General features: G+C 42.6%; 16 protein-coding genes and 1 pseudogene. 14 read left to right on the forward strand and 3 right to left on the reverse strand.

Features of this window, described 5'->3' with window-relative positions:
* Positions 1 to 881 (reverse strand): annotated as a pseudogene (locus VRK28_RS06140) (signal recognition particle-docking protein FtsY); the annotation flags it as partial.
* 209 nt (positions 882 to 1090) lie between these two features.
* On the opposite strand from VRK28_RS06140, the gene rsmD reads away from it, so the two are divergent.
* From rsmD to VRK28_RS06205, 13 genes are all read left to right on the forward strand, one after another.
* Positions 1091 to 1708 (forward strand): 16S rRNA (guanine(966)-N(2))-methyltransferase RsmD, encoded by a 618-nt coding sequence (gene rsmD, locus VRK28_RS06145; RefSeq protein ID WP_062566443.1) that lies wholly within the window; start codon positions 1091 to 1093, stop codon positions 1706 to 1708.
* Between the two features lie 145 nt (positions 1709 to 1853).
* Positions 1854 to 2069, forward strand: coding sequence for a 30S ribosomal protein S21 (gene rpsU / locus VRK28_RS06150; RefSeq protein WP_002957797.1), 216 nt, complete (start codon positions 1854 to 1856; stop codon positions 2067 to 2069).
* Positions 2070 to 2090: 21 nt separating this feature from the next.
* Complete coding sequence (locus VRK28_RS06155; protein ID WP_054551044.1) at positions 2091 to 2537, forward strand: GatB/YqeY domain-containing protein; 447 nt, start codon at positions 2091 to 2093, stop codon at positions 2535 to 2537.
* A 136-nt stretch (positions 2538 to 2673) separates the two neighbouring features.
* Positions 2674 to 4425, forward strand: a complete 1752-nt coding sequence (dnaG, locus tag VRK28_RS06160; protein WP_062566444.1) for a DNA primase — start codon at positions 2674 to 2676, stop codon at positions 4423 to 4425.
* Positions 4426 to 4548: 123 nt separating this feature from the next.
* Positions 4549 to 6408 (forward strand): RNA polymerase sigma factor RpoD, encoded by a 1860-nt coding sequence (gene rpoD, locus VRK28_RS06165; RefSeq protein ID WP_062566445.1) that lies wholly within the window; start codon positions 4549 to 4551, stop codon positions 6406 to 6408.
* 64 nt (positions 6409 to 6472) lie between these two features.
* Positions 6473 to 7354 carry a 50S ribosomal protein L11 methyltransferase gene (gene prmA / locus VRK28_RS06170; RefSeq protein ID WP_055020740.1) on the forward strand — a complete coding sequence of 294 codons (882 nt, stop codon included), beginning with the start codon at positions 6473 to 6475 and terminating at the stop codon, positions 7352 to 7354.
* A 271-nt stretch (positions 7355 to 7625) separates the two neighbouring features.
* Entirely contained in the window at positions 7626 to 8597 is a 972-nt protein-coding gene (dusB, locus tag VRK28_RS06175; protein ID WP_054560983.1) for a tRNA dihydrouridine synthase DusB, read from the forward strand.
* A gap of 21 nt (positions 8598 to 8618) precedes the next feature.
* Positions 8619 to 8909, forward strand: a complete 291-nt coding sequence (fis, locus tag VRK28_RS06180; RefSeq protein ID WP_002957804.1) for a DNA-binding transcriptional regulator Fis — start codon at positions 8619 to 8621, stop codon at positions 8907 to 8909.
* 230 nt (positions 8910 to 9139) lie between these two features.
* Positions 9140 to 10726, forward strand: a complete 1587-nt coding sequence (gene purH / locus VRK28_RS06185) for a bifunctional phosphoribosylaminoimidazolecarboxamide formyltransferase/IMP cyclohydrolase (RefSeq protein ID WP_054551039.1) — start codon at positions 9140 to 9142, stop codon at positions 10724 to 10726.
* 102 nt (positions 10727 to 10828) lie between these two features.
* Positions 10829 to 11650, forward strand: a complete 822-nt coding sequence (locus VRK28_RS06190; protein WP_058585847.1) for a class I SAM-dependent methyltransferase — start codon at positions 10829 to 10831, stop codon at positions 11648 to 11650.
* 15 nt (positions 11651 to 11665) lie between these two features.
* Complete coding sequence (purD, locus tag VRK28_RS06195; RefSeq protein WP_062566446.1) at positions 11666 to 12952, forward strand: phosphoribosylamine--glycine ligase; 1287 nt, start codon at positions 11666 to 11668, stop codon at positions 12950 to 12952.
* A 94-nt stretch (positions 12953 to 13046) separates the two neighbouring features.
* Positions 13047 to 15545: an EAL domain-containing protein gene (locus VRK28_RS06200; RefSeq protein ID WP_062566447.1), complete on the forward strand. Its 2499-nt coding sequence runs from the start codon at positions 13047 to 13049 to the stop codon at positions 15543 to 15545.
* Between the two features lie 46 nt (positions 15546 to 15591).
* Positions 15592 to 16401: a DUF2797 domain-containing protein gene (locus VRK28_RS06205; protein ID WP_062566448.1), complete on the forward strand. Its 810-nt coding sequence runs from the start codon at positions 15592 to 15594 to the stop codon at positions 16399 to 16401.
* Here the strand turns inward: VRK28_RS06205 and VRK28_RS06210 are convergent.
* On the reverse strand, positions 16398 to 18902 hold the full coding sequence (locus tag VRK28_RS06210) for an EAL domain-containing protein (RefSeq protein ID WP_062566449.1): 2505 nt from the start codon (positions 18900 to 18902) through the stop codon (positions 16398 to 16400). The two genes, VRK28_RS06205 and VRK28_RS06210, sit on opposite strands and share 4 nt — an antisense overlap.
* A 78-nt stretch (positions 18903 to 18980) precedes the next feature.
* Between VRK28_RS06210 and VRK28_RS06215 the strand changes: the two genes are divergently transcribed.
* Positions 18981 to 19274, forward strand: coding sequence for a hypothetical protein (locus VRK28_RS06215; RefSeq protein ID WP_062566450.1), 294 nt, complete (start codon positions 18981 to 18983; stop codon positions 19272 to 19274).
* Here VRK28_RS06215 and VRK28_RS06220 read toward each other — a convergent pair.
* Entirely contained in the window at positions 19271 to 20191 is a 921-nt protein-coding gene (locus VRK28_RS06220; protein WP_062566451.1) for a histone deacetylase family protein, read from the reverse strand. The two genes, VRK28_RS06215 and VRK28_RS06220, sit on opposite strands and share 4 nt — an antisense overlap.
* Between the last annotated feature and the right edge of the window lie 56 nt (positions 20192 to 20247).

The following is a 20247-nucleotide window of genomic DNA, read 5'->3' on the forward strand; positions in this document are numbered from 1 at the left end:
GCCTTTTCTGCAGCAATGCGTTCTTGCTCTAAACGATCCGCCTCTGCCTTCTCTGCAGCAATACGTTCTTGCTCTAGACGATCCGCTTCTGCTTTTTCTGCAGCAATGCGTTCTTGTTCTAAACGATCCGCCTCTGCCTTTTCTGCAGCAATGCGTTCTTGCTCTAGACGTTCAGCCTCTGCTTGTTCAGCAGCGATACGTTCTTGCTCCAAGCGAGCAGCTTCTGCCTTCTCTGCAGCAATGCGTTCTTGTTCTAAACGCTCCGCTTCTGCCTTTTCTGCCGCAATACGTTCTTGCTCTAGACGTTCTGCCTCGGCCTTCTGCGCAGCAACTTGCTCGGCTTCACGCTGCGCCTGTTCTGCTGCAGCACGCTCTTGCTCTAATTTCATTGCTGCTTCTTGCTCAGCAAGACGAGCTTGTTGTTCTTGACGTTGTTGTTCTGCCGCTTGCTGCTCTTGAGCTAAACGTTCAGCTTCTGCTTGTTCTGCCGCAATGCGTTCTTGCTCTAAACGCTCAGCTTCTGCTTTTTCTGCCGCAATGCGTTCTTGCTCTAGACGCTCCGCCTCTGCCTTTTCTGCAGCGATACGCTCTTGCTCTAGACGCTCAGCCTCTGCGTTTTCTGCCGCAATGCGCTCTTGCTCTAAACGCTCCGCTTCTGTTTTTTCAGCAGCGATACGCTCTTGCTCTAGACGCTCAGCCTCTGCGTTTTCTGCCGCAATGCGCTCTTGCTCTAAACGCTCCGCTTCTGCTTTTTCGGCTTCAATTCGCTGTTGTTCTTCTATTTGCTTCTGGTTATCAGCCTCTTTTGCTGCTTGCTCTGCTTGTTGCTTATCTGATTTGCCAAAACCAAACCAAGACAGGAATTTACTTTTTTTTGCCATACTTGCTAATAACCACTTATAAAAATCTGATAAACTTACATGAATAATAGTTTGGTGACAGTTCAGCTTTTAAGCCAAACATAAACAGGTACCATCTATCGCTAAGGTCGCAATACTATCACTTTTAGCGCAGTAGAAAAATGACGCGCTAGCTATTGCATACAATATTATCTGAGCTAGTGGTCAGTTACCAATGATTAGTGAGTTAAATGAGAAAAAAATCAACAGCTAACCGCCAAGCTAAAGCAGCGAACAATAAATCAGCAAATGGTTTTATTCGTATTATAAGTGGGCAATTTCGCGGTAGAAAATTACCCGTAAAAGATGTGCAAGGCTTGCGCCCAACCACAGACCGAATAAAAGAAACTGTATTTAACTGGCTAATGCAAGATACCCGAGGCGCAGCGGTACTCGATTGCTTTGCCGGTTCCGGCGGTTTAGGTTTTGAGGCGTTATCGCGCTTTGCTGATCATGCTGTGTTTTTCGAACTAGATAAAGGCGCCGCTAGCCAACTAAAAGAAAACATTAGCACCCTTAAATTGGATAATGCAGCCGTAAAACAAGGCAATAGCCTTTCATTATTAGAACAAAACACGCAAAACGAGCAATTTGATCTAATTTTTGTTGACCCACCATTTCGACAAAACTTAGCTGAAAAAAGTTGTTTTTTACTCGAAAAAAATAACTGGCTATCTGCTCAAGCACTTATATATGTTGAGGTCGAAAGCGAACTAAGCGACCTAGATACTCCAGATAACTGGATGCTTTTAAAAGAAAAAGCTGCCGGACAAGTGATTTGTCGGCTATATCAACGCGAGACAAATTAACTCTGTTTTGCAAACCTAGTTTCTGTTAATATTATTCTTTACATGTGGTGTTGCTTCGGATTACAATACCGCACCATTTTTGAACCACTTGGTCGTTATTCGATCAACTTGAGCAACGCTCATTATTTAGGTAGGTGAATTTTTAATGCCAGTAATTAAAGTAAGAGAGAACGAACCGTTTGACGTAGCACTTCGTCGCTTCAAGCGTTCATGTGAAAAAGCAGGTATCCTTTCAGAAGTTCGTCGTCGCGAGCACTATGAAAAACCAACAGCTGAGCGTAAGCGTAAAAAAGCTGCTGCAGTAAAGCGTCACATGAAGAAGCTTTCTCGCGATAACGCACGTCGCGTTAAATTATACTAATCAGTATTTGGTCTTGTATAAATGAGCCTTTTATTAACGCTAAAAGATGCGCAAAAAGATGCGATGAAGGCAAAAGACAAAGAACGTCTTAAACCTATCCGCATGGTACTTGCTGCAATCAAGCAACGTGAAATTGACGAGCAAATTACGCTTGACGACGACGGTATTACCGCTGTTTTAGTAAAGCTTGTTAAGCAACGTCGCGATTCTTACACCCAGTACATTGATGCGGGTCGTGAAGATTTAGCTGAAATTGAAGCCAGTGAGATTAAAGCACTTGAAGAATTCTTACCTCAACAATTGAGTGAAGAAGAAATCATTGCTCTTATTGACTCGGCTATAGCTGATACAAACGCAGCGGGTATGCAAGACATGGGTAAGGTAATGGGAGTTATCAAAAGCAAAGCTGAAGGTCGTGCCGATTTAGGTAAGATTTCTGGCTTAATCAAGCAACGATTAACTGCCTAACCCCCACATACAGATGTATGATTCAAGCAAACCGAGCCTAGTGCTCGGTTTCTTGCTTTTAGTCTTTCATAAACACAGTAATTGTGTTCAAATCTTATTTTACAACGCATAGATAGCGCAGGAAAATACAACAGCTATGGCCGGAAAGATCCCTCGACAGTTTATTGATGATTTACTTGCTCGCACAGATATTGTTGAGTTAATTGATTCGAGAGTTGGCCTTAAAAAAGCAGGTAAAGACTACCAAGCCTGTTGCCCATTCCATAACGAAAAATCACCTTCATTTACCGTTTCTCAAGATAAACAGTTTTACCACTGCTTTGGTTGTGGTGCCAATGGCAATGCAATTTCGTTTGTCATGGAATACGACAAATTAGAGTTCGTTGACGCCATTGAAGAATTAGCGAGTATGCTCAATTTAGACGTACCTCGCGAACAAGGCACAAGTTCAGGCCCACAACGCACCGCAGAACAAAAGCGCTCCGATTACGATTTAATGTTACATGCTGCTCGCTTTTATCAGCATCAGTTAAAGCATCATGCCAACTCAAAAACGGTTATCGACTATATCAAGGGCCGTGGTTTAAGTGGTGAAACAGCGAAAAAGTTCATGATTGGTTATGCGCCAAGTGAATGGGAAGCGCTATGCCAGCAACTTGGCCGCAACAAAGAACAAAAAGAGCAGCTTGTAGAACTAAAACTAGCCTCTGAAAAGTCGCCTGGTCGCCAATTTGACTTCTTCCGTGATCGACTCATGTTCCCTATTCGCGATAAACGCGGTCGGGTGATTGCCTTTGGTGGCCGTGTTATGCAAGCGGATCAAGGTCCTAAATACCTTAACTCACCAGAAACCCGTATTTTCCATAAAGGCTTTGAGCTATATGGTTTATACGAAGCCAAGCAAGCACATAAAAAACTTGAACATATTTTAATTGTTGAAGGTTATATGGATGTTGTTGCTTTAGCTGAGCAAGGCATCGAATATGCCGTTGCCGCCCTTGGCACAGCAACGACCGCAGAACATATGCACACTTTATTTAGAACCACAGATAAAGTGATTTGCTGCTACGACGGTGACCGTGCTGGCCGCGATGCTGCTTGGCGTGCACTAGAAAATGCACTGCCTTATCTTGGTGATGGTAAGTCGTTAAAGTTTGTGTTTTTACCAGATGGTGAAGACCCTGATTCACTGGTACAACAAGAAGGTAAAGACGCTTTCGAAGCAAGGTTAAGCGAAGCGGATGATTTTACTAAGGTGCTGTTTAATAAACTCAGCCAAGAGATAGACCTTACTCAAGACGCAGGTAAAGCAAAGCTCCTTAGTGATGCCCTGCCACTAATTGAAAAAATCCCTAGTGATTTTTACCAAGAAAATATTTTGGAACATCTTGGCCGCTTAATTGGTCGAACAAGAGAGCAATTAAATAATCGCGTTAAGTCGCCAAAGCAACAGCATGCGATTGAGCGTAAATTTAAAATAACGCCGATGCGCCAAGCGATTGGTATTTTATTACAACACCCAAATTTGGCGACCAGCATTGCTTATATGCCAGAGTTAGCTGAGATGAAAATAGCCGGTATTGAGCTATTTTTACGCATTCAGCACTTAGCACTAGAACGTGAAGGTATCACGACGGCACAAATTTTAGAGTCATTTAGGGATGGCGCTGAATATGACGCGCTAGTGAAACTAGCAACTTGGCAGCACCAAATAAATGACGATCGTTTAGAGACGGTTTTTAAAAATACTTTTAAATTTATTGAAGACCAGTGTTTAAATTATCGACTAGAGACCCTATTAATAAAAGACAAGACCCAAGGCTTAAGCAGCGAAGAAAGGCTAGAATGCCACTTACTGACGCAAGCGTTAAAAGGCAGCAACAGCTAGTCAGAATTGAATAATGCTGTTATACTGTGCTATTCACTGCGTCTAGTTAGTTTTCGTGTCGCTTAATTAGTAAGCGAGCTGGCGCCTGTTGTATCAACTTTCAGAGTGGAAGAATAAATCTCTATGGATCCAACTCCTCAGTCACAATTAAAGCTTCTGATTCAAAAAGGTAAAGAGCAAGGTTATTTAACTTTTGCAGAAGTTAATGATCACCTTCCACAAGACATTATCGACTCAGATCAGGTAGAAGATATCATTAGCATGATTAATGATATGGGTATCAAGGTAAGCGAAAACGCACCTGATGCCGATGAATTAATGATGCAAGAAACAACGACAGACGAAGACGCAGCAGAAGCCGCGGCAGCTGCACTTGCGACTGTAGAAAAAGAGATCGGTCGAACAACTGACCCTGTACGTATGTATATGCGTGAAATGGGTACTGTTGAACTTCTTACGCGTGAAGGCGAAATCGTAATCGCTAAGCGTATTGAGGAAGGTATTAACCAAGTACAGATTTCAGTTGCTGAATACCCTGAAGCAATTACTTATCTACTAGAGCAATGGGACAAATTCGAAGCTGAAGAAATGCGCTTAAGCGATATTATCTCTGGCTTCTTTGATCCTAATAATGAAGACGAATCACAAATTTCTGCAACACACATCGGTTCTGAGTTAAACGAAGAGCAACTCGACGAAGAAGACGACGAAGACGATGATGACGAAGATAGTGATGATGATAGCGATGATGATAGCGATGGCGACACAGGTCCAGATCCTGAAGAAGCCCGTATTCACTTCGAAAACTTACGTGAGCTTTATAACAAAGCACGCGAAACGTTCGAAGAAAAAGGTCGCTCACACCCTGATTCACTTGAAGCTATTGCAGAAATCGGCGAACTATTTAAAACATTTAAATTAGTGCCAAAACAGTTTGACCGCATGGTTAACAACATGCGTGAAATGATGGACCGCGTTCGTGTACAAGAACGTATCATCATGAAGCAAGCTGTACAAATTGCTAAGTTACCGAAAAAGAACTTCATCAAGCACTTTGCAAATAACGAAACAGACACAAGCTGGATTGACCTTGAGATTGCTGCAAACGAGAAATACTCAGTAGCACTTGAATCAGTTAAACCAGAAATAATTCGTTGCATCAGCAAACTAAGTGCAATTGAAGAAAGCACAGGTCTTAGCATCGAACGAATTAAAGATATCAACCGTCGTATGAGTATTGGTGAAGCGAAAGCCCGCCGTGCGAAGAAAGAAATGGTTGAAGCGAACTTACGTCTTGTAATTTCAATTGCGAAAAAGTACACCAACCGTGGTTTACAGTTCTTAGACCTTATCCAAGAAGGTAATATTGGTCTAATGAAAGCGGTTGATAAGTTCGAATACCGCCGTGGTTATAAGTTCTCAACTTATGCAACATGGTGGATCCGTCAAGCAATCACACGTTCGATTGCTGACCAAGCACGTACCATCCGTATTCCTGTGCACATGATTGAGACGATCAACAAATTAAACCGTATCTCTCGTCAAATGCTACAAGAGATGGGTCGTGAGCCGAGCCCAGAAGAATTAGCTGAGCGTATGTTAATGCCTGAAGACAAGATCCGTAAGGTACTTAAAATCGCTAAAGAGCCAATTTCAATGGAAACACCAATCGGTGATGATGAAGATTCGCACTTAGGTGACTTCATTGAAGATACCACTATCGACTCACCTATTGATTCTGCAACCATGGAATCACTACGTGGCGCAACAAACGATGTACTAGCGGGCTTAACAGCACGTGAAGCTAAAGTACTACGTATGCGTTTCGGTATCGACATGAACACTGACCATACATTAGAAGAAGTAGGTAAACAATTTGACGTAACACGTGAGCGTATTCGTCAAATCGAAGCGAAAGCGTTACGTAAATTACGTCACCCTTCTCGCTCTGACTTACTAAAAAGCTTCTTAGATGCTAAGTAATTTAGTATCGCGTTATTAACTAAAAGGCCGCTGTTGCGGCCTTTTTTCTATTCGAGAGATATTCATGGCTTGGATCCAAATTCGCATCAACGCAAATGCAGACAACGCAGAATTAATCAGCGACTTACTCATGGACACTGGCAGTGCGTCAGTCACCTATGTTGATGCCAAAGATACCCCTATTTATGAGCCAAAACTTGGTACTGTGCAGTTATGGGCTGATACCACTGTGATTGGCCTGTATGACGCTAACCATGATATGGACAGCGTAGTAGCAACATTAAATGCTGAAGCAACACTCGCCGATAAGCTCGTTTATAAAATTGAACAGCTTGAAGATAAAGATTGGGAGCGTGAGTGGATGGATAACTTCCACCCTATTCAATTCGGTGAGCGCTTATGGATCTGCCCAAGCTGGCGCGATATTCCAGATCCTGATGCGGTTAATGTATTGCTCGACCCTGGCCTTGCTTTTGGTACAGGCACCCATGCAACGACTGCGCTTTGTTTAAAATGGCTAGAAAGCCAAGATTTAACAGGTAAAACCGTGGTCGACTTTGGTTGTGGCTCAGGTATTTTAGGAATTGCGGCGATCAAACTCGGCGCTGAACGTATGATCGGTATCGATATAGATCCTCAAGCCCTTGAAGCAAGCCGCGATAATGCAAAACGTAATGGCGTTGCAGATAAACTTGAAGTGTATTTACCTGAAGATCAGCCAGAATTTACAGCCGATATTGTGGTTGCAAACATCTTAGCTCAACCACTTCGCGAACTACATGAAGTGATTTTAGGTCTTTTAAAACCGAATGGTAAAATTGCTATGTCAGGTATTTTAGAAGAACAAGCTCAGTCTGTAGCCGATGTTTACGCCCCGTTTTTAGCACTTGATGACGTGGCTGTTGAGGGTGAATGGACCCGAGTCAGCGGCATCAAGAAAGCCTAAATAGCACTAGAGTATTTACTCAAACATAATAGGTAAAGCCAGTATTTAACAGGCTTTACCTTATTTTTACAGTTAGTAGTTTCTCACTTTTTTGTGAGTAAAAAATTTTTCTGTTCAAATATCAAACAAATCAACCTACCCGTCAAACTGTTATCAAAAGTCAATACGAAAAGGGCAAAAAAAAGTCACTTTTGTTCAATTTATAGCCTTTGATTTTTGTAAAAAAAGCCGTAAACTTAGCGCCCCTTGAAAAGAGGCCAATTGAATAACAGTGCGTATCGGTTCATACCAACTTGAGAACAATGTAATTGTCGCGCCAATGGCAGGCATTACAGACAGACCATTTAGACAACTTTGCCGTCGCTTAGGTGCGGGCCTTGCTGTTTCTGAAATGCTCTCGTCAAACCCGAAAGTATGGAAAACTGAAAAATCGATGAACCGTATGGATCACAGCGGTGAGTCGGGAATTCGTTCGGTGCAAATCGCCGGAGCCGATCCTGAGCTTATGGCACAGGCAGCACAATTCAATGTCAGCAATGGTGCACAGATCATAGATATCAATATGGGGTGCCCAGCTAAAAAAGTGAATAAGAAACTCGCAGGCTCTGCCTTATTACAGTTTCCTGAATTAGTACAAGAGATACTCGATGCCGTTGTTAATGCTGTCGATGTCCCTGTCACTTTAAAAATCCGTACCGGATGGGATCAGGATAACCGTAATGGTGTCGAGATTGCGAGAATAGCTGAACGTTATGGCATTGCCTCACTGGCAGTACACGGGCGAACGCGCGCATGTATGTATAAAGGTGAAGCAGAGTACGCCACAATTAGGGATATTAAACGTTCAGTGTCTATCCCTGTCGTTGCCAATGGTGATATTACTTCACCAGAAAAAGCAAAGCAGGTTTTGGATTATACGGGTGCAGATGCCATTATGATTGGTCGAGCCGCCCAAGGTCGCCCTTGGATTTTTAGGGAGATAGACCACTATTTGCGAACTGGAGAACATTTGCCAGCACCTGAAATTTCAGAAGTGCGCAGCATTTTGATGGAGCATTTAGACAATCTTCATCAGTTTTACGGGGAGCCAATGGGAGCGCGTATCGCTCGAAAGCATGTATCTTGGTATTTGCAAACCCATGACAGTGACGGTCAGTTTAGGCGAGTATTTAATGCGTTAGATAACCCACAGGCACAAGTCGACGCATTAGAAGAATACTTTAAAACACTAGCAGCTAACTAAGAAAGAAAGAGACATATAACGATGTTCGAACAAAACGTGACTTCTCCATTTATCACAAACCCTCATGTACAGTCACACGAGAAACCACAGCCGTTGCGTGATGCAGTGAAAAAAGCTGTTCATCACTACTTAAAGCAACTTAATGGTCAAGACGTACAAGACGTATACGACCTTGTTCTTTCTGAGCTAGAAGCACCATTACTTGAAGAAGTAATGACGTACACGCGTGGTAACCAAACTCGTGCTGCAATCTTACTAGGTATCAACCGTGGTACTTTACGTAAGAAACTTAAAAAGTACGGCATGAACTAATACCCGTTATATTGAATCCGTAATCAGTTTAACGAGCCATCGTTATAATTGCTTACAGCTTCATAGTAACTGGTAATAAGTTATTTGAAAAAAGCACCTTAGGGTGCTTTTTTTATAGCTGTTAAAAACTATGCAAAATCCTCACGCTTTAAACGTCGTTTTTTAAAGCAGATTCAGTTAAAATACCGCCTTTCTAAGCTAGCTCAAACATTGAGGTAATCAAAACTACAATGGATACACATCGTCCAATTCGTCGCGCACTATTAAGTGTGTCAGATAAAACCGGTATCGTTGAATTTGCTCGCGCTCTTGAAGCACAAGGCGTGGATATTTTATCAACTGGCGGTACTTGCAAATTACTTGCTGATAACGGCATCAAAGTCACTGAAGTATCTGACCATACTGGTCACCCTGAGATCATGGATGGTCGCGTAAAAACACTTCATCCAAAAATTCACGGCGGCATCTTAGCGCGTCGCGGTCAAGATGAAGACGTAATGAGCGAGAACAACATCTCTGCTATCGATATCGTTGTAGTTAACTTATACCCCTTCGCAAACACTGTTGCGAAAGAAGACTGCAGCCTAGAAGATGCGATTGAAAACATCGATATCGGTGGTCCAACTATGGTTCGCGCTGCGGCGAAAAACCATAAAGACGTAACTATCGTAGTTAATGCAAAAGATTACGACCGTGTGATCAGCGAAATGCAAAGCAACAACGGTTCAACAACTTATAAAACACGTTTTGATCTAGCTATTGCTGCTTACGAGCACACAGCTCAGTACGATGGCATGATTGCAAACTACTTCGGCAAAATGGTTCCTGACTACACAGAGGAAGCTGCTGAAGAGACTAAATTCCCACGTACTATCAACATGCAGTTCACTAAAAAGCAAGATATGCGCTACGGTGAGAACTCACACCAAGACGCTGCTTTTTATGTTGAAAACGACCTAACTGAAGCATCTGTTGCGACTGCAGTTCAACTGCAAGGTAAAGCACTTTCTTACAACAACATTGCTGACACTGACGCAGCATTAGAGTGTGTAAAAGAATTCGACGTACCAGCGTGTGTTATCGTAAAACATGCGAACCCTTGTGGTGTGTCAATTGGTGACAACATTCTTGAAGCCTATGATCGCGCATTCAAAACTGACCCTACATCAGCATTTGGTGGCATCATCGCATTCAACAAAGAGCTTGATGCAGACACAGCTGAAGCAATTGTTGCTCGTCAATTCGTTGAAGTTATCATTGCACCTAAAGTATCTGAAGCCGCTGCACAAATCGTATCTGCTAAGCAAAATGTTCGTTTATTAGAATGTGGTGAATGGACGGGTAATGCAACAGGTCACGACATCAAGCGTGTTAATGGCGGTATTCTAGTTCAAGACCGCGACCTAGGCATGGTAACGCAAGGCGACCTTAAGGTTGTATCTAAGCGTCAACCAACTGAGCAAGAATTAAAAGATTTATTATTCTGCTGGAAAGTAGCTAAATTCGTTAAGTCTAACGCAATTGTTTATGCACGTGACGGTATGACAATTGGTGTAGGTGCAGGTCAAATGAGCCGCGTTTACTCAGCGAAAATTGCTGGTATCAAAGCTGCTGACGAAAACCTTGAAGTAAAAGGTTCAGTTATGGCATCGGATGCATTCTTCCCATTCCGTGACGGTATTGATGCAGCAGCAGAGGCTGGCATCACAGCAGTTATTCAACCAGGTGGTTCAATGCGCGATGAAGAAGTTATCGCTGCAGCTGACGAAGCTGGTATGGCAATGGTATTTACAGGTATGCGCCATTTCCGCCACTAATCACATAAAGGGTTAAGCACATAGCTTAACCCTTTTTGTTTGCCACAAATTCACGTATTCTGATTAATAATAATAATTACCCATATAATGAAGGAACAGATGATGAAATTTGCCGTAAAATCGTTACTCGTTGCCAGCCTTGCACTGACATCAGCACAGGCTTTAAGCCATTCTCATGAATCAGCGCTTACACAAGCTGTGCAATCAAGCGAACGTGATGCTAAAAATAGCGCACGTGATAAATATCGCCATCCAGTTGAGACACTTGAGTTCTTTGGCTTTAAGCCAAACATGACAGTTGTTGAAATTGCACCGGGCGGTGGCTGGTATAGCGAAATTCTTGCGCCAGCTGTAAAAGGCCATGGTGTTTACTACGCGGCACATTTCCCTGCTGATTCTGAGGTGGGTTATTACCAACGTTCATTAGCTGGTTTTAAGAAAAAGATGAGCGATGACGCACGCTTCAGTGAAGTTAAACTAACTGAATTTGCGCCAGTAACACATCTTGATATTGCACCAGCGGGTAGCGCAGATCTTGTCTTAACATTTAGAAATGTACACAACTGGTACATGGGTAAAGATAAAGAAGGCGCGTTAAGTGCGTTTAAAGCATTTTATAAAGCACTTAAACCAGGCGGCACTTTAGGTGTGGTTGAACACCGCCTACCTGAAGCGCGCAGCGATGAAGATCAGAAATCATCAGGTTATATGAAGCAAAGCTATGTAATTGAAATTGCAAAGCAAGCTGGCTTTGAACTAGTGGCAAGCAGTGACATTAATGCAAACCCTCTTGATACAGCGGATCACCCTAAAGGGGTGTGGACACTACCACCGCGTTTAGCACTTGACGAAAAAGATGCTGCTAAATATAAAGCGATTGGTGAAAGTGATCGTATGACGCTGAAGTTTAAAAAACCGCTATAAATAGGATTATACGCCATGAATGTACTTGTCATCGGCAGTGGCGGCCGCGAACACGCTCTTGCGTTTAAGGCTGCACAAAATACTAAAGTAAACACCGTTTTCGTTGCTCCAGGTAACGCAGGTACTGCACTAGAGCCAAAACTTGAAAACGTTGCTATCAACGTTGAAGACCTGGCAGGTTTAGTTACTTTTGCTAAAGAAAACAACGTTGAGTTAACTATTGTTGGTCCAGAAGTACCGCTTGTTTTAGGTGTCGTTGATACTTTCCGTGAAAACGGTCTAGCTATCTTTGGCCCAACAGCAGGTGCTGCACAGCTAGAAGGCTCTAAGTCATTCACTAAAGACTTCTTAGCACGTCACGACATTCCAACAGCTGATTACCAAACGTTTGAACAAATCGACCCTGCACTTGCTTACCTAAAAGAAAAAGGTGCGCCAATTGTTGTTAAAGCTGATGGCTTAGCAGCTGGTAAAGGCGTTATCGTTGCGATGACAGAGCTTGAAGCTGAAGAAGCTATCCGCGATATGCTTGCAGGCAACAGCTTCGGTGAAGCGGGTAGCCGTGTAGTTATCGAAGAGTTCTTAGAAGGCGAAGAAGCCTCTTTCATCGTGATGGTTGATGGCAAAAACGTACTGCCATTCGCAACTAGCCAAGACCACAAACGCGCTTACAACGGTGACCAAGGTCCAAACACTGGTGGCATGGGTGCATACTCACCGGCTCCAGTGGTGACTGATGAAATTCACCAACGTATTATGAACGAAGTGATCAACCCAACGGTTGAAGGTATGGCAAAAGAAGGCCACCCTTACACAGGTTTCTTATACGCAGGTTTAATGATCACCGCTGATGGTACGCCAAAAGTAATCGAATACAACTGTCGTTTTGGCGACCCTGAAACACAACCTATGATGCTTCGTCTTAAGTCTGACCTTGTTGAACTTATCGAAGCGGCTAACCGTGAAGAACTAGATAAAACAGCAATCGAGTTCGACCCACGTGCAGCAGTCGGTGTTGTATTAGCAGCTAAAGGCTACCCAGATAGCTACCCGAAAGGTGATGCAATCAGCGGCTTGCAAGTTACTTACCCTGAAGGTGAGAAAGTATTCCACGCAGGGACTAAGCAAGATGGCGAAAACGTTGTAACTGCTGGCGGTCGTGTACTTTGTGCTACGGCACTTGGCAACACAGTAACCGAAGCGCAACAACGTGCTTATAAACTAGTTGATGAAATCAGCTGGGAAGGCATGGAATATCGTACTGATATCGCTTACCGTGCTATTGCTCGCGAACAGAATTAAGGTCAAACCAGTCTAATTCTGAAAAAAGCGCAGTTTATCTGCGCTTTTTTAATGCTACACTGTTAAGAACATTTACCTAGATAAAGAACTAATTTTGAATAATAAAGCACTGAAATATAACTTTGTTTCATTTCTTATTCTGACAATTTTGTTTTTTATCATTGCTACCCTAGCTGCACATTTAGCCAGCCCTACCCGCTACACTATAGATAAAACAGCCCCCATCTACAGTAATACAGCTTATCGAATAGATAGTAGTAAAGCGCTGACTCTCGAGCAGTTTTTAGCTGAACCAGACAAACTTAAACAGCGCCCTTTTAAAGATGTTGAGTGGGATTTAGCGGCGCAAGATTATTGGTTAAAGCTTGATTTAGAAAACCGTCAAGCAAAGCCTGTGGAGCTGGCGATTCACTTTGATAACCCTATGGTTGATTATCTTAGCGTTTATCATGTTGATGATAAGGGGCAGCTTATAGATACAACCGAGCTGGGTGATAAAGTATCTGGTCTTAGTTTGTTTCAGTACAGTACACCGCATAGCATGCTTACAATGCAGGGCTATGAGCAAACATCCCTCATTATAAAAATAGATACGGTGGGTATTAGCAAAACACCTATTAATATTTATGGTGAAAAAGAGTTTCAAGATCTACTACGTTCGCAATCAGGAATTTGGGGGATCTTCATTGGTGTGCTGATCATGGCTGCCCTGTATAACTTGGTATTATTTTTAGGGATCCGTGACCGCGTCTACCTTATTTATATAGGCTACATCATCTCAGCACTGTTACTTATGGGCTCAGTGCTCGGCTTTGGTTTTTACTTATGGCCGTTATCGTGGCAAATCTTTTTTAATGAGCAAGTGGTGTTCAGTAACTACGCGATTGCATTTTTCACCGTGGCGTTTTGCACTATGTTCTTACGCTACCATAAAGACAATTGCCGCTTATACAAGCTCAGTATCAGCTTTTTAGCCCTGCTGTTTAGCCTCAGTCTTATCAGCTTTTTTATGCTGGAATACCATTCTTCAAAAATCTTTTTTGCCATCATGGTGCCGTTATACATTCTATGTATTTGCATGATTTACAAAAAGTTGGTGAGCGGTTTTCGGTGGGCAAAATTTTATGTCATGTCGTGGGTGCCACTGATTGTAGGCGCTGCCATTCAGCCTTTAGAACTAACGGGCTTTATTCCTTATAGCTTTGCAGTTAGGCACATATTTTTAGTCGCTATTCTCTGTGAGATTGTGCTCATGGCAATGGCGTTGGCAGATCGCGTTCGTTATCAACGTGAAAAAGCGCTGTATCATGCAACCCATACCCAACAAACTGAGCTACTCAACCAAGCAATGCTCAAACAAGCCTATATGGCGATTACCTCGGAGCATAGACTCGCTAACCTTTGCTTAGTGAAAATCGAGCAATTTAATGCCCTAATGAGCATTCTAAAGCCAAGCCAAAGCAGCCAAATAATTATCACTGTGGCTCAATCTTTAGAGCATCAAATTAATAAGAATAGGCAATTTATTAATTTAGAGTCAGCGCTAGATAACAGTCCAAAAGTGGCTGACTTAGGCAATGGTGTACTGGCTTTTATTTCTACCAAAATTCAATCACAAGCAGAGCTTCACCAAGAGCTTAGCAACTTATGCAAACAGCTGCCTAAGCAATATAAAGTGGCAGGCTTAGACCTGCAGCTTTACTACCGCTATAGCATTACTGAGCCAGTGAGTGATGATGGCTTTGATATTTGGCTACAACGTGGCTACTTAGGGTTGTCACAAAAGCAGCAAAACATCGACTTTAACACACCGCATATCGATATGGATGTCAGCCTTGCCGCTGAGTTACAACAAGCAATGCGAAGCAATACCTTAGCCATTTACTTACAGCCCATTATTAATTTACGCAATGGTGCTATCTGTGGCGCAGAGGCATTGTTACGCTGGCCTACAGCGGGTAAATACCTGGACATTGAGCAACTCATTTTATTGGCTGAACGTACTGGTTTAATTAACGAGTTGAGCTTATGGGTGATTGATCAGGCTTGCCTAGCTGCTGCCCAGCTTAATCGACAAGGCTATCGCGAGCATACCATTAGCGTTAATTTAAGTGCCAAGAATCTAGCTATCCCTAAGCTTGTCGAAAAAGTCGAAAACACCATTTTAAAGCATGGCATTACTGCGGATCAGTTAAAGTTTGAATTGACTGAATTTGCGCTTATCAAAAACCATGATGAAATGGTCAGCTTTATCAGCGAACTTAATAAACTCGGTAGCAAGGTGGTACTCGATGATTTTGGTACCGGTTACTCATCGTTAAACTACTTAGTAAATTATTCATTTAGCACGATTAAAGTCGATAAGAGCTTTATTCTTGATTTAGTGAATAACACCACCAACCAGGTAGTGGTAAAAACGGCTATTGATATGGCTCATAACCTTGATATGAATATCACTATCGAAGGCATTGAAGACCAAGAAACAGAAAAAATGCTGATCAAGATGGGCGCAGATCAAGGGCAAGGCTATTATTACAGCAAAGCGGTACCGATTAATGAGTATCTAAGCTTTATTGCCTCACAATTTAAATAGGCCGTGTTACACTGCCCTTTTTAACATCTTTAGGGGCCATGTAAAGATGCAAGGTACGATCAGAAAATTAAAGTCGACACTGACCTCTCCTGTCGAATATCAATTACCTATCGGTGATGAGCTAGTTTCATTAAATGACTATATTGGTAAGCCGCTCACACTGACTTTTACCGGCAATATTTTTTGCTGTAACTGTGGTAAGAAAACCAAGAAAAGCTACTCTCAAGGCCACTGTTTTGTTTGTATGCGCAAACTGGCTAGCTGTGACATGTGTATCATGAAACCTGAAACGTGCCACTTTGATAAGGGCACCTGTCGTGAGCCACAGTGGGGTGAAGAAAACTGCATGATCCCGCATTACGTGTATTTAGCCAACACTTCAGGCCTAAAAGTAGGTATTACCCGCCATACTCAAATTCCTACACGCTGGATTGACCAAGGTGCGACGCAAGCTTTACCTATCTTTAAAGTACAAACCCGTCTTCAATCGGGTTTAGTTGAGGTTGCCTTAGCCGAGTTTATTGCTGATAAAACCAATTGGCGAAACATGCTAAAAGGTCAATCTGAAGCAATTGATTTAAAAGCTGCTGCTGCAGAGTTGATCCCACAAATTGATGCTAAGTTAAGTGAACTTGCAGAGCTATTTGGCGCAACAGCCATTGAAAAGCTCGATGAAGATGTAGTTGAGCTAGACTACCCAGTAAGTGAATACCCAAGCAAAATCAGCTCTTTCAATTTTGATAAAGCACCAGAAGTATCAGGTATTTTAAAAGGCATTAAAGGCCAGTACTTAATTTTTGATACTGGCGTCATTAATATTCGTAAGTTCACTTCTTACGAAATTAGCTTAGGTTAAGCACTTTTTTCGCTATTGAGATAAAAATCATACCATTGCTGCTTCGCTATTGGGCGGCAAAAGTAATAGCCTTGAATGGTATCGCAGTTAAGTGAACGTAAGTAATTTAACTGCTCTACCTTCTCTACCCCTTCTGCGACAACATGAATACTCAAGCTTTTCGCAAGGCTAATAATCGCCGTAACAATTTCACTATTTCCGTATTCATCTGGCACTTTTGCGATAAAGCTGGCATCTATTTTTAACGTATCAATTGGCAGTTTAGTTAAGTAACTTAAAGCCGAATAGCCCGTGCCAAAGTCATCTAACGTAATATGCACACCTAGCTTTTTAAGCGCGAGTAACTCTTGTTTAGCTTCACTAAAGTGGCTGATAAAACAGCTTTCAGTAAGCTCTACTTCAAGCTTGTATGGGTCTACATCGTAACGCTCAAGTAAGCGTTCAACATTCGATGCTAATTGTCCCTGACGTAAGTGATTAGCCGAAATATTAATTGCCAAGCGCCCTGCTTCAATGCCTTGTTGCTGCCATTTTTCTAACTCTATACAAGCCTGCTCGATAACCCATAAATCAAGTTTCACAATTAGGCCAAGTTCTTCAGCAAGAGGGATAAACTTAGCAGGTGAAATCACTCCAAGGTTTGGCTCATGCCAACGTAAGAGAGCCTCTACCCCTAAAATTTTGCCTGAATTTAACTCCTGCTTAGGTTGGAAATAAAGCTCAAACTCATCGCTTTCTATGGCGTTTTGTAATCGGCTCATCATTGCCAATCGCTCTAAAGAGCGTGCATTCATCGCAGGTTTGAATAATTGAAATGAATTACGTCCCACTTCTTTAGCACGGTACATAGCAATATCTGCATGCTTAAGCAGTGTAGCGCTATCTACGCCATCATCAGGGTAAACCGCAGCGCCAATAGAAGCTGTAATTGCAACCACATGCTCGTTAATAGCAAGCGGCATACTCACCTGCTGCAAGACTTGTTCGGCAAAGTTGAGCAGTGTTTCAACCCGATTTACTTCGCATAGCAGAACAAACTCATCGCCACCTAAGCGCGCAAGAGTATCCCCTTCAGGAAGAATTGATAAAATACGCTCTGCTACTTGCTGCAATAAGTTATCACCAGCGTCATGCCCTAAGCTATCGTTAACCTCTTTAAAGCGGTCTAAGTCGATAAACATCACTGCTAATAGATCATGGTTTCGTTTGGCAGAACTCAGCGCAATAGAGAGTCTGTCATGAAATAAGCGCCGATTAGGCAGGCCTGTTAGCTCATCGTAATAGGCGAGCTGGGCAATTTTTTCTTCTGCACGTTTACGCTCTGTAATGTCGCTAAAAATTGCCGCATAAAGCACTTCATCAAAGTTAGGGTCTTTAATCTGGATAATGGTGAGCCACTCTACAAACTCTTCACCATCTTTTTTGCAATTGCAGATCTCCCCTTGCCAGACCCCTTCGTATTCAATGGCATGCCACATTTTTTGATAAAACGAACGGCTGTGTTTTGTCGAGCTTAAAATATTGGGACGCTTACCAATTACTTCATGCTCAGCAAAGCCGGTCAGTTTAGTAAAAGCAGGGTTAACTTGAATAATCGTGCCGTCTTTACGGGTTAACATAATGCCATCGAGTGAGGCATCAATAATTTTATTTGCTAAAAACAAGTTACGTTGTGATTTTTGCAAGGCAATATCACGCTGCTCTATGGCTCGTTCAAGCTCGCAGCAATAAGCTGACTCAATCTCTGTGATCAAATCAGCAAAAGATATAACCCCGCAAATTTCATCATCTCTGACCACTAAATGACGCACATTACGCTCTGTCATAGTGCGATACGCATCAAATAAACTGCTTTCACAATCAATTTCAATTAACGGGTAGCTAGCATATTGCCAACAAGGATTTAGCCACTCGGTTTGAATGATCAGCTCAACAATATCACGCTGAGTAATAATACCGTGCAGTTCAAGCTCTCGGTTATAAACCAGTACACTATCAAGGCGGCCTGCGCGCATCAGTTGCACAACCTCTTCTATCGGGGTTTGCGCATCAACTATCTCTAGGTCAGTGCGATACTGCTCATGAATAGGCCGAAATTGTAAGTAGTGGTCCAAACCTTGGTTATGCACAATATCAGATAAGTTCAACATACCCGCAGGCTGATTTTCGCTATCCATTACCAATAAATGACGAATGCCATGCTGTTGAAAACGCAGGGTTGCATCACTGACTGAGCATTGATTTGGCACTGTAATAACAGGCGCCGACATGACCTCGTGAATGGCAAGGTTCTTATAGAGCGGGCTGCTGATGTCAATTTTCAAACAATCAGCTTCCGTCCAAATACCAACAACAGACTGCTCATGCTTAATAAAAATAGCCGTCACATTGTGAACATGCATCAACCTCACCGCATCGACCAAAGGCGTATGCGCAGGACACGATACCAACTTTTGCGAAAAGACATCACTCACCTTTTGATGTCGTCTTGGTTGATTCATAAGTCGACTTTCCTAGTTCTTACATGAATTGGCAATTATAATCATTTCAACCTATGCAACTTTGACACAGGACAATAAATGCACTCATCATTTCCTAAGATTATTTTTTCAGACCATGAATTAGCATTAGTTGAAGACGAAGCCGATATAGAAAGCTTTTTATATGGCTTAAGTGAAGAGCAGCAACAAGAAGCGATGCTACTTTTGGCAACAGGGCACTATGTCAACTTGCAGGGAGAAAGCGTGAAAGCATTAACTGATTTAGAGCTTGCTAATAGAGTGACTGAGCACCTAGCACAAGAGGGAGTATGCTGTTTAAGTAAGGTTACTCGGCTTACACCAACGCAAGCCTTTGCGATGCTGGCAGATTAAGGCGCATCCACCAGCGCTTTAATGTGCGCAACGGCACTACGGCCAAGGGCTGATAAAGCATAACCCCCTTCAAGATAAGAGATAATCCCTTTGCAATCTTGCTGCTGACAAAATTCAGCTAATTGTGTGGTTAGCCATGCGTAATCGTCTTCAACAAACTTCAGGCTTGCCATGTCATCTTCAAGATGAGCATCAAAACCTGCACTAATAAACAACAGTTCAGGTTTAAATTCATTGAGTTTTGGTAGCCACTGCTCAAGGTAAACTGCTTTTAAGTCATTACCATCACTGGCAATTGGCAGCGGTGAGTTAACTAAAGTCGCGTTATTTTCAACGGCGGTATTTGGGTAAAAAGGGTGTTGAAACAAAGAGCAAAACAACACATTGTCATCATCTAAAAAGATATCTTGCGTGCCATTACCGTGGTGTACATCAAAGTCCAAAATAGCGATACGTTTAACACCTTTGCTTTGCGCGTATTTCACGGCAATGGCTAGGTTATTAAAAACGCAAAACCCTGCAGAGGTGCTACGGTTTGCATGATGCCCTGGTGGTCTAACCGAGCAAAATGCAGCATCCAGTTTATCAGCAAGAATTTCATCAACGGCGAGTAATCCAGCACCAACGGCTCGTTCAATTGCTTTCATTGAATCTGGGCACAACCAAGTGTCGCCGTCTAATTCAGCAAGCCCTTCATCGGGAATTGTTTGCTCTACATGGCTTACCAAAGGTTCATCATGAGCAAGTAAAAAGTCGTCGCGGCTGGCTTTAGGAGCTTGTAAGTGAGTAATTGCTATATCAACACCACTTGCTAGCAAGCGGTCGGTGATCACATCTAAACGCGCGGGGCATTCGGGGTGATCCTCAATCATTTTATGTTTACGACAAAATGGATGTGAGATAACTGCCGTTCTCATAATACGCTCCTTGAATTATTTTCCCCCAGTATAACAAAGCCACCTAACGGTGGCTT

It is taken from the genome of Pseudoalteromonas sp. P80D2 (genome assembly GCF_036680945.1).
GTDB lineage: Bacteria > Pseudomonadota > Gammaproteobacteria > Enterobacterales > Alteromonadaceae > Pseudoalteromonas > Pseudoalteromonas shioyasakiensis.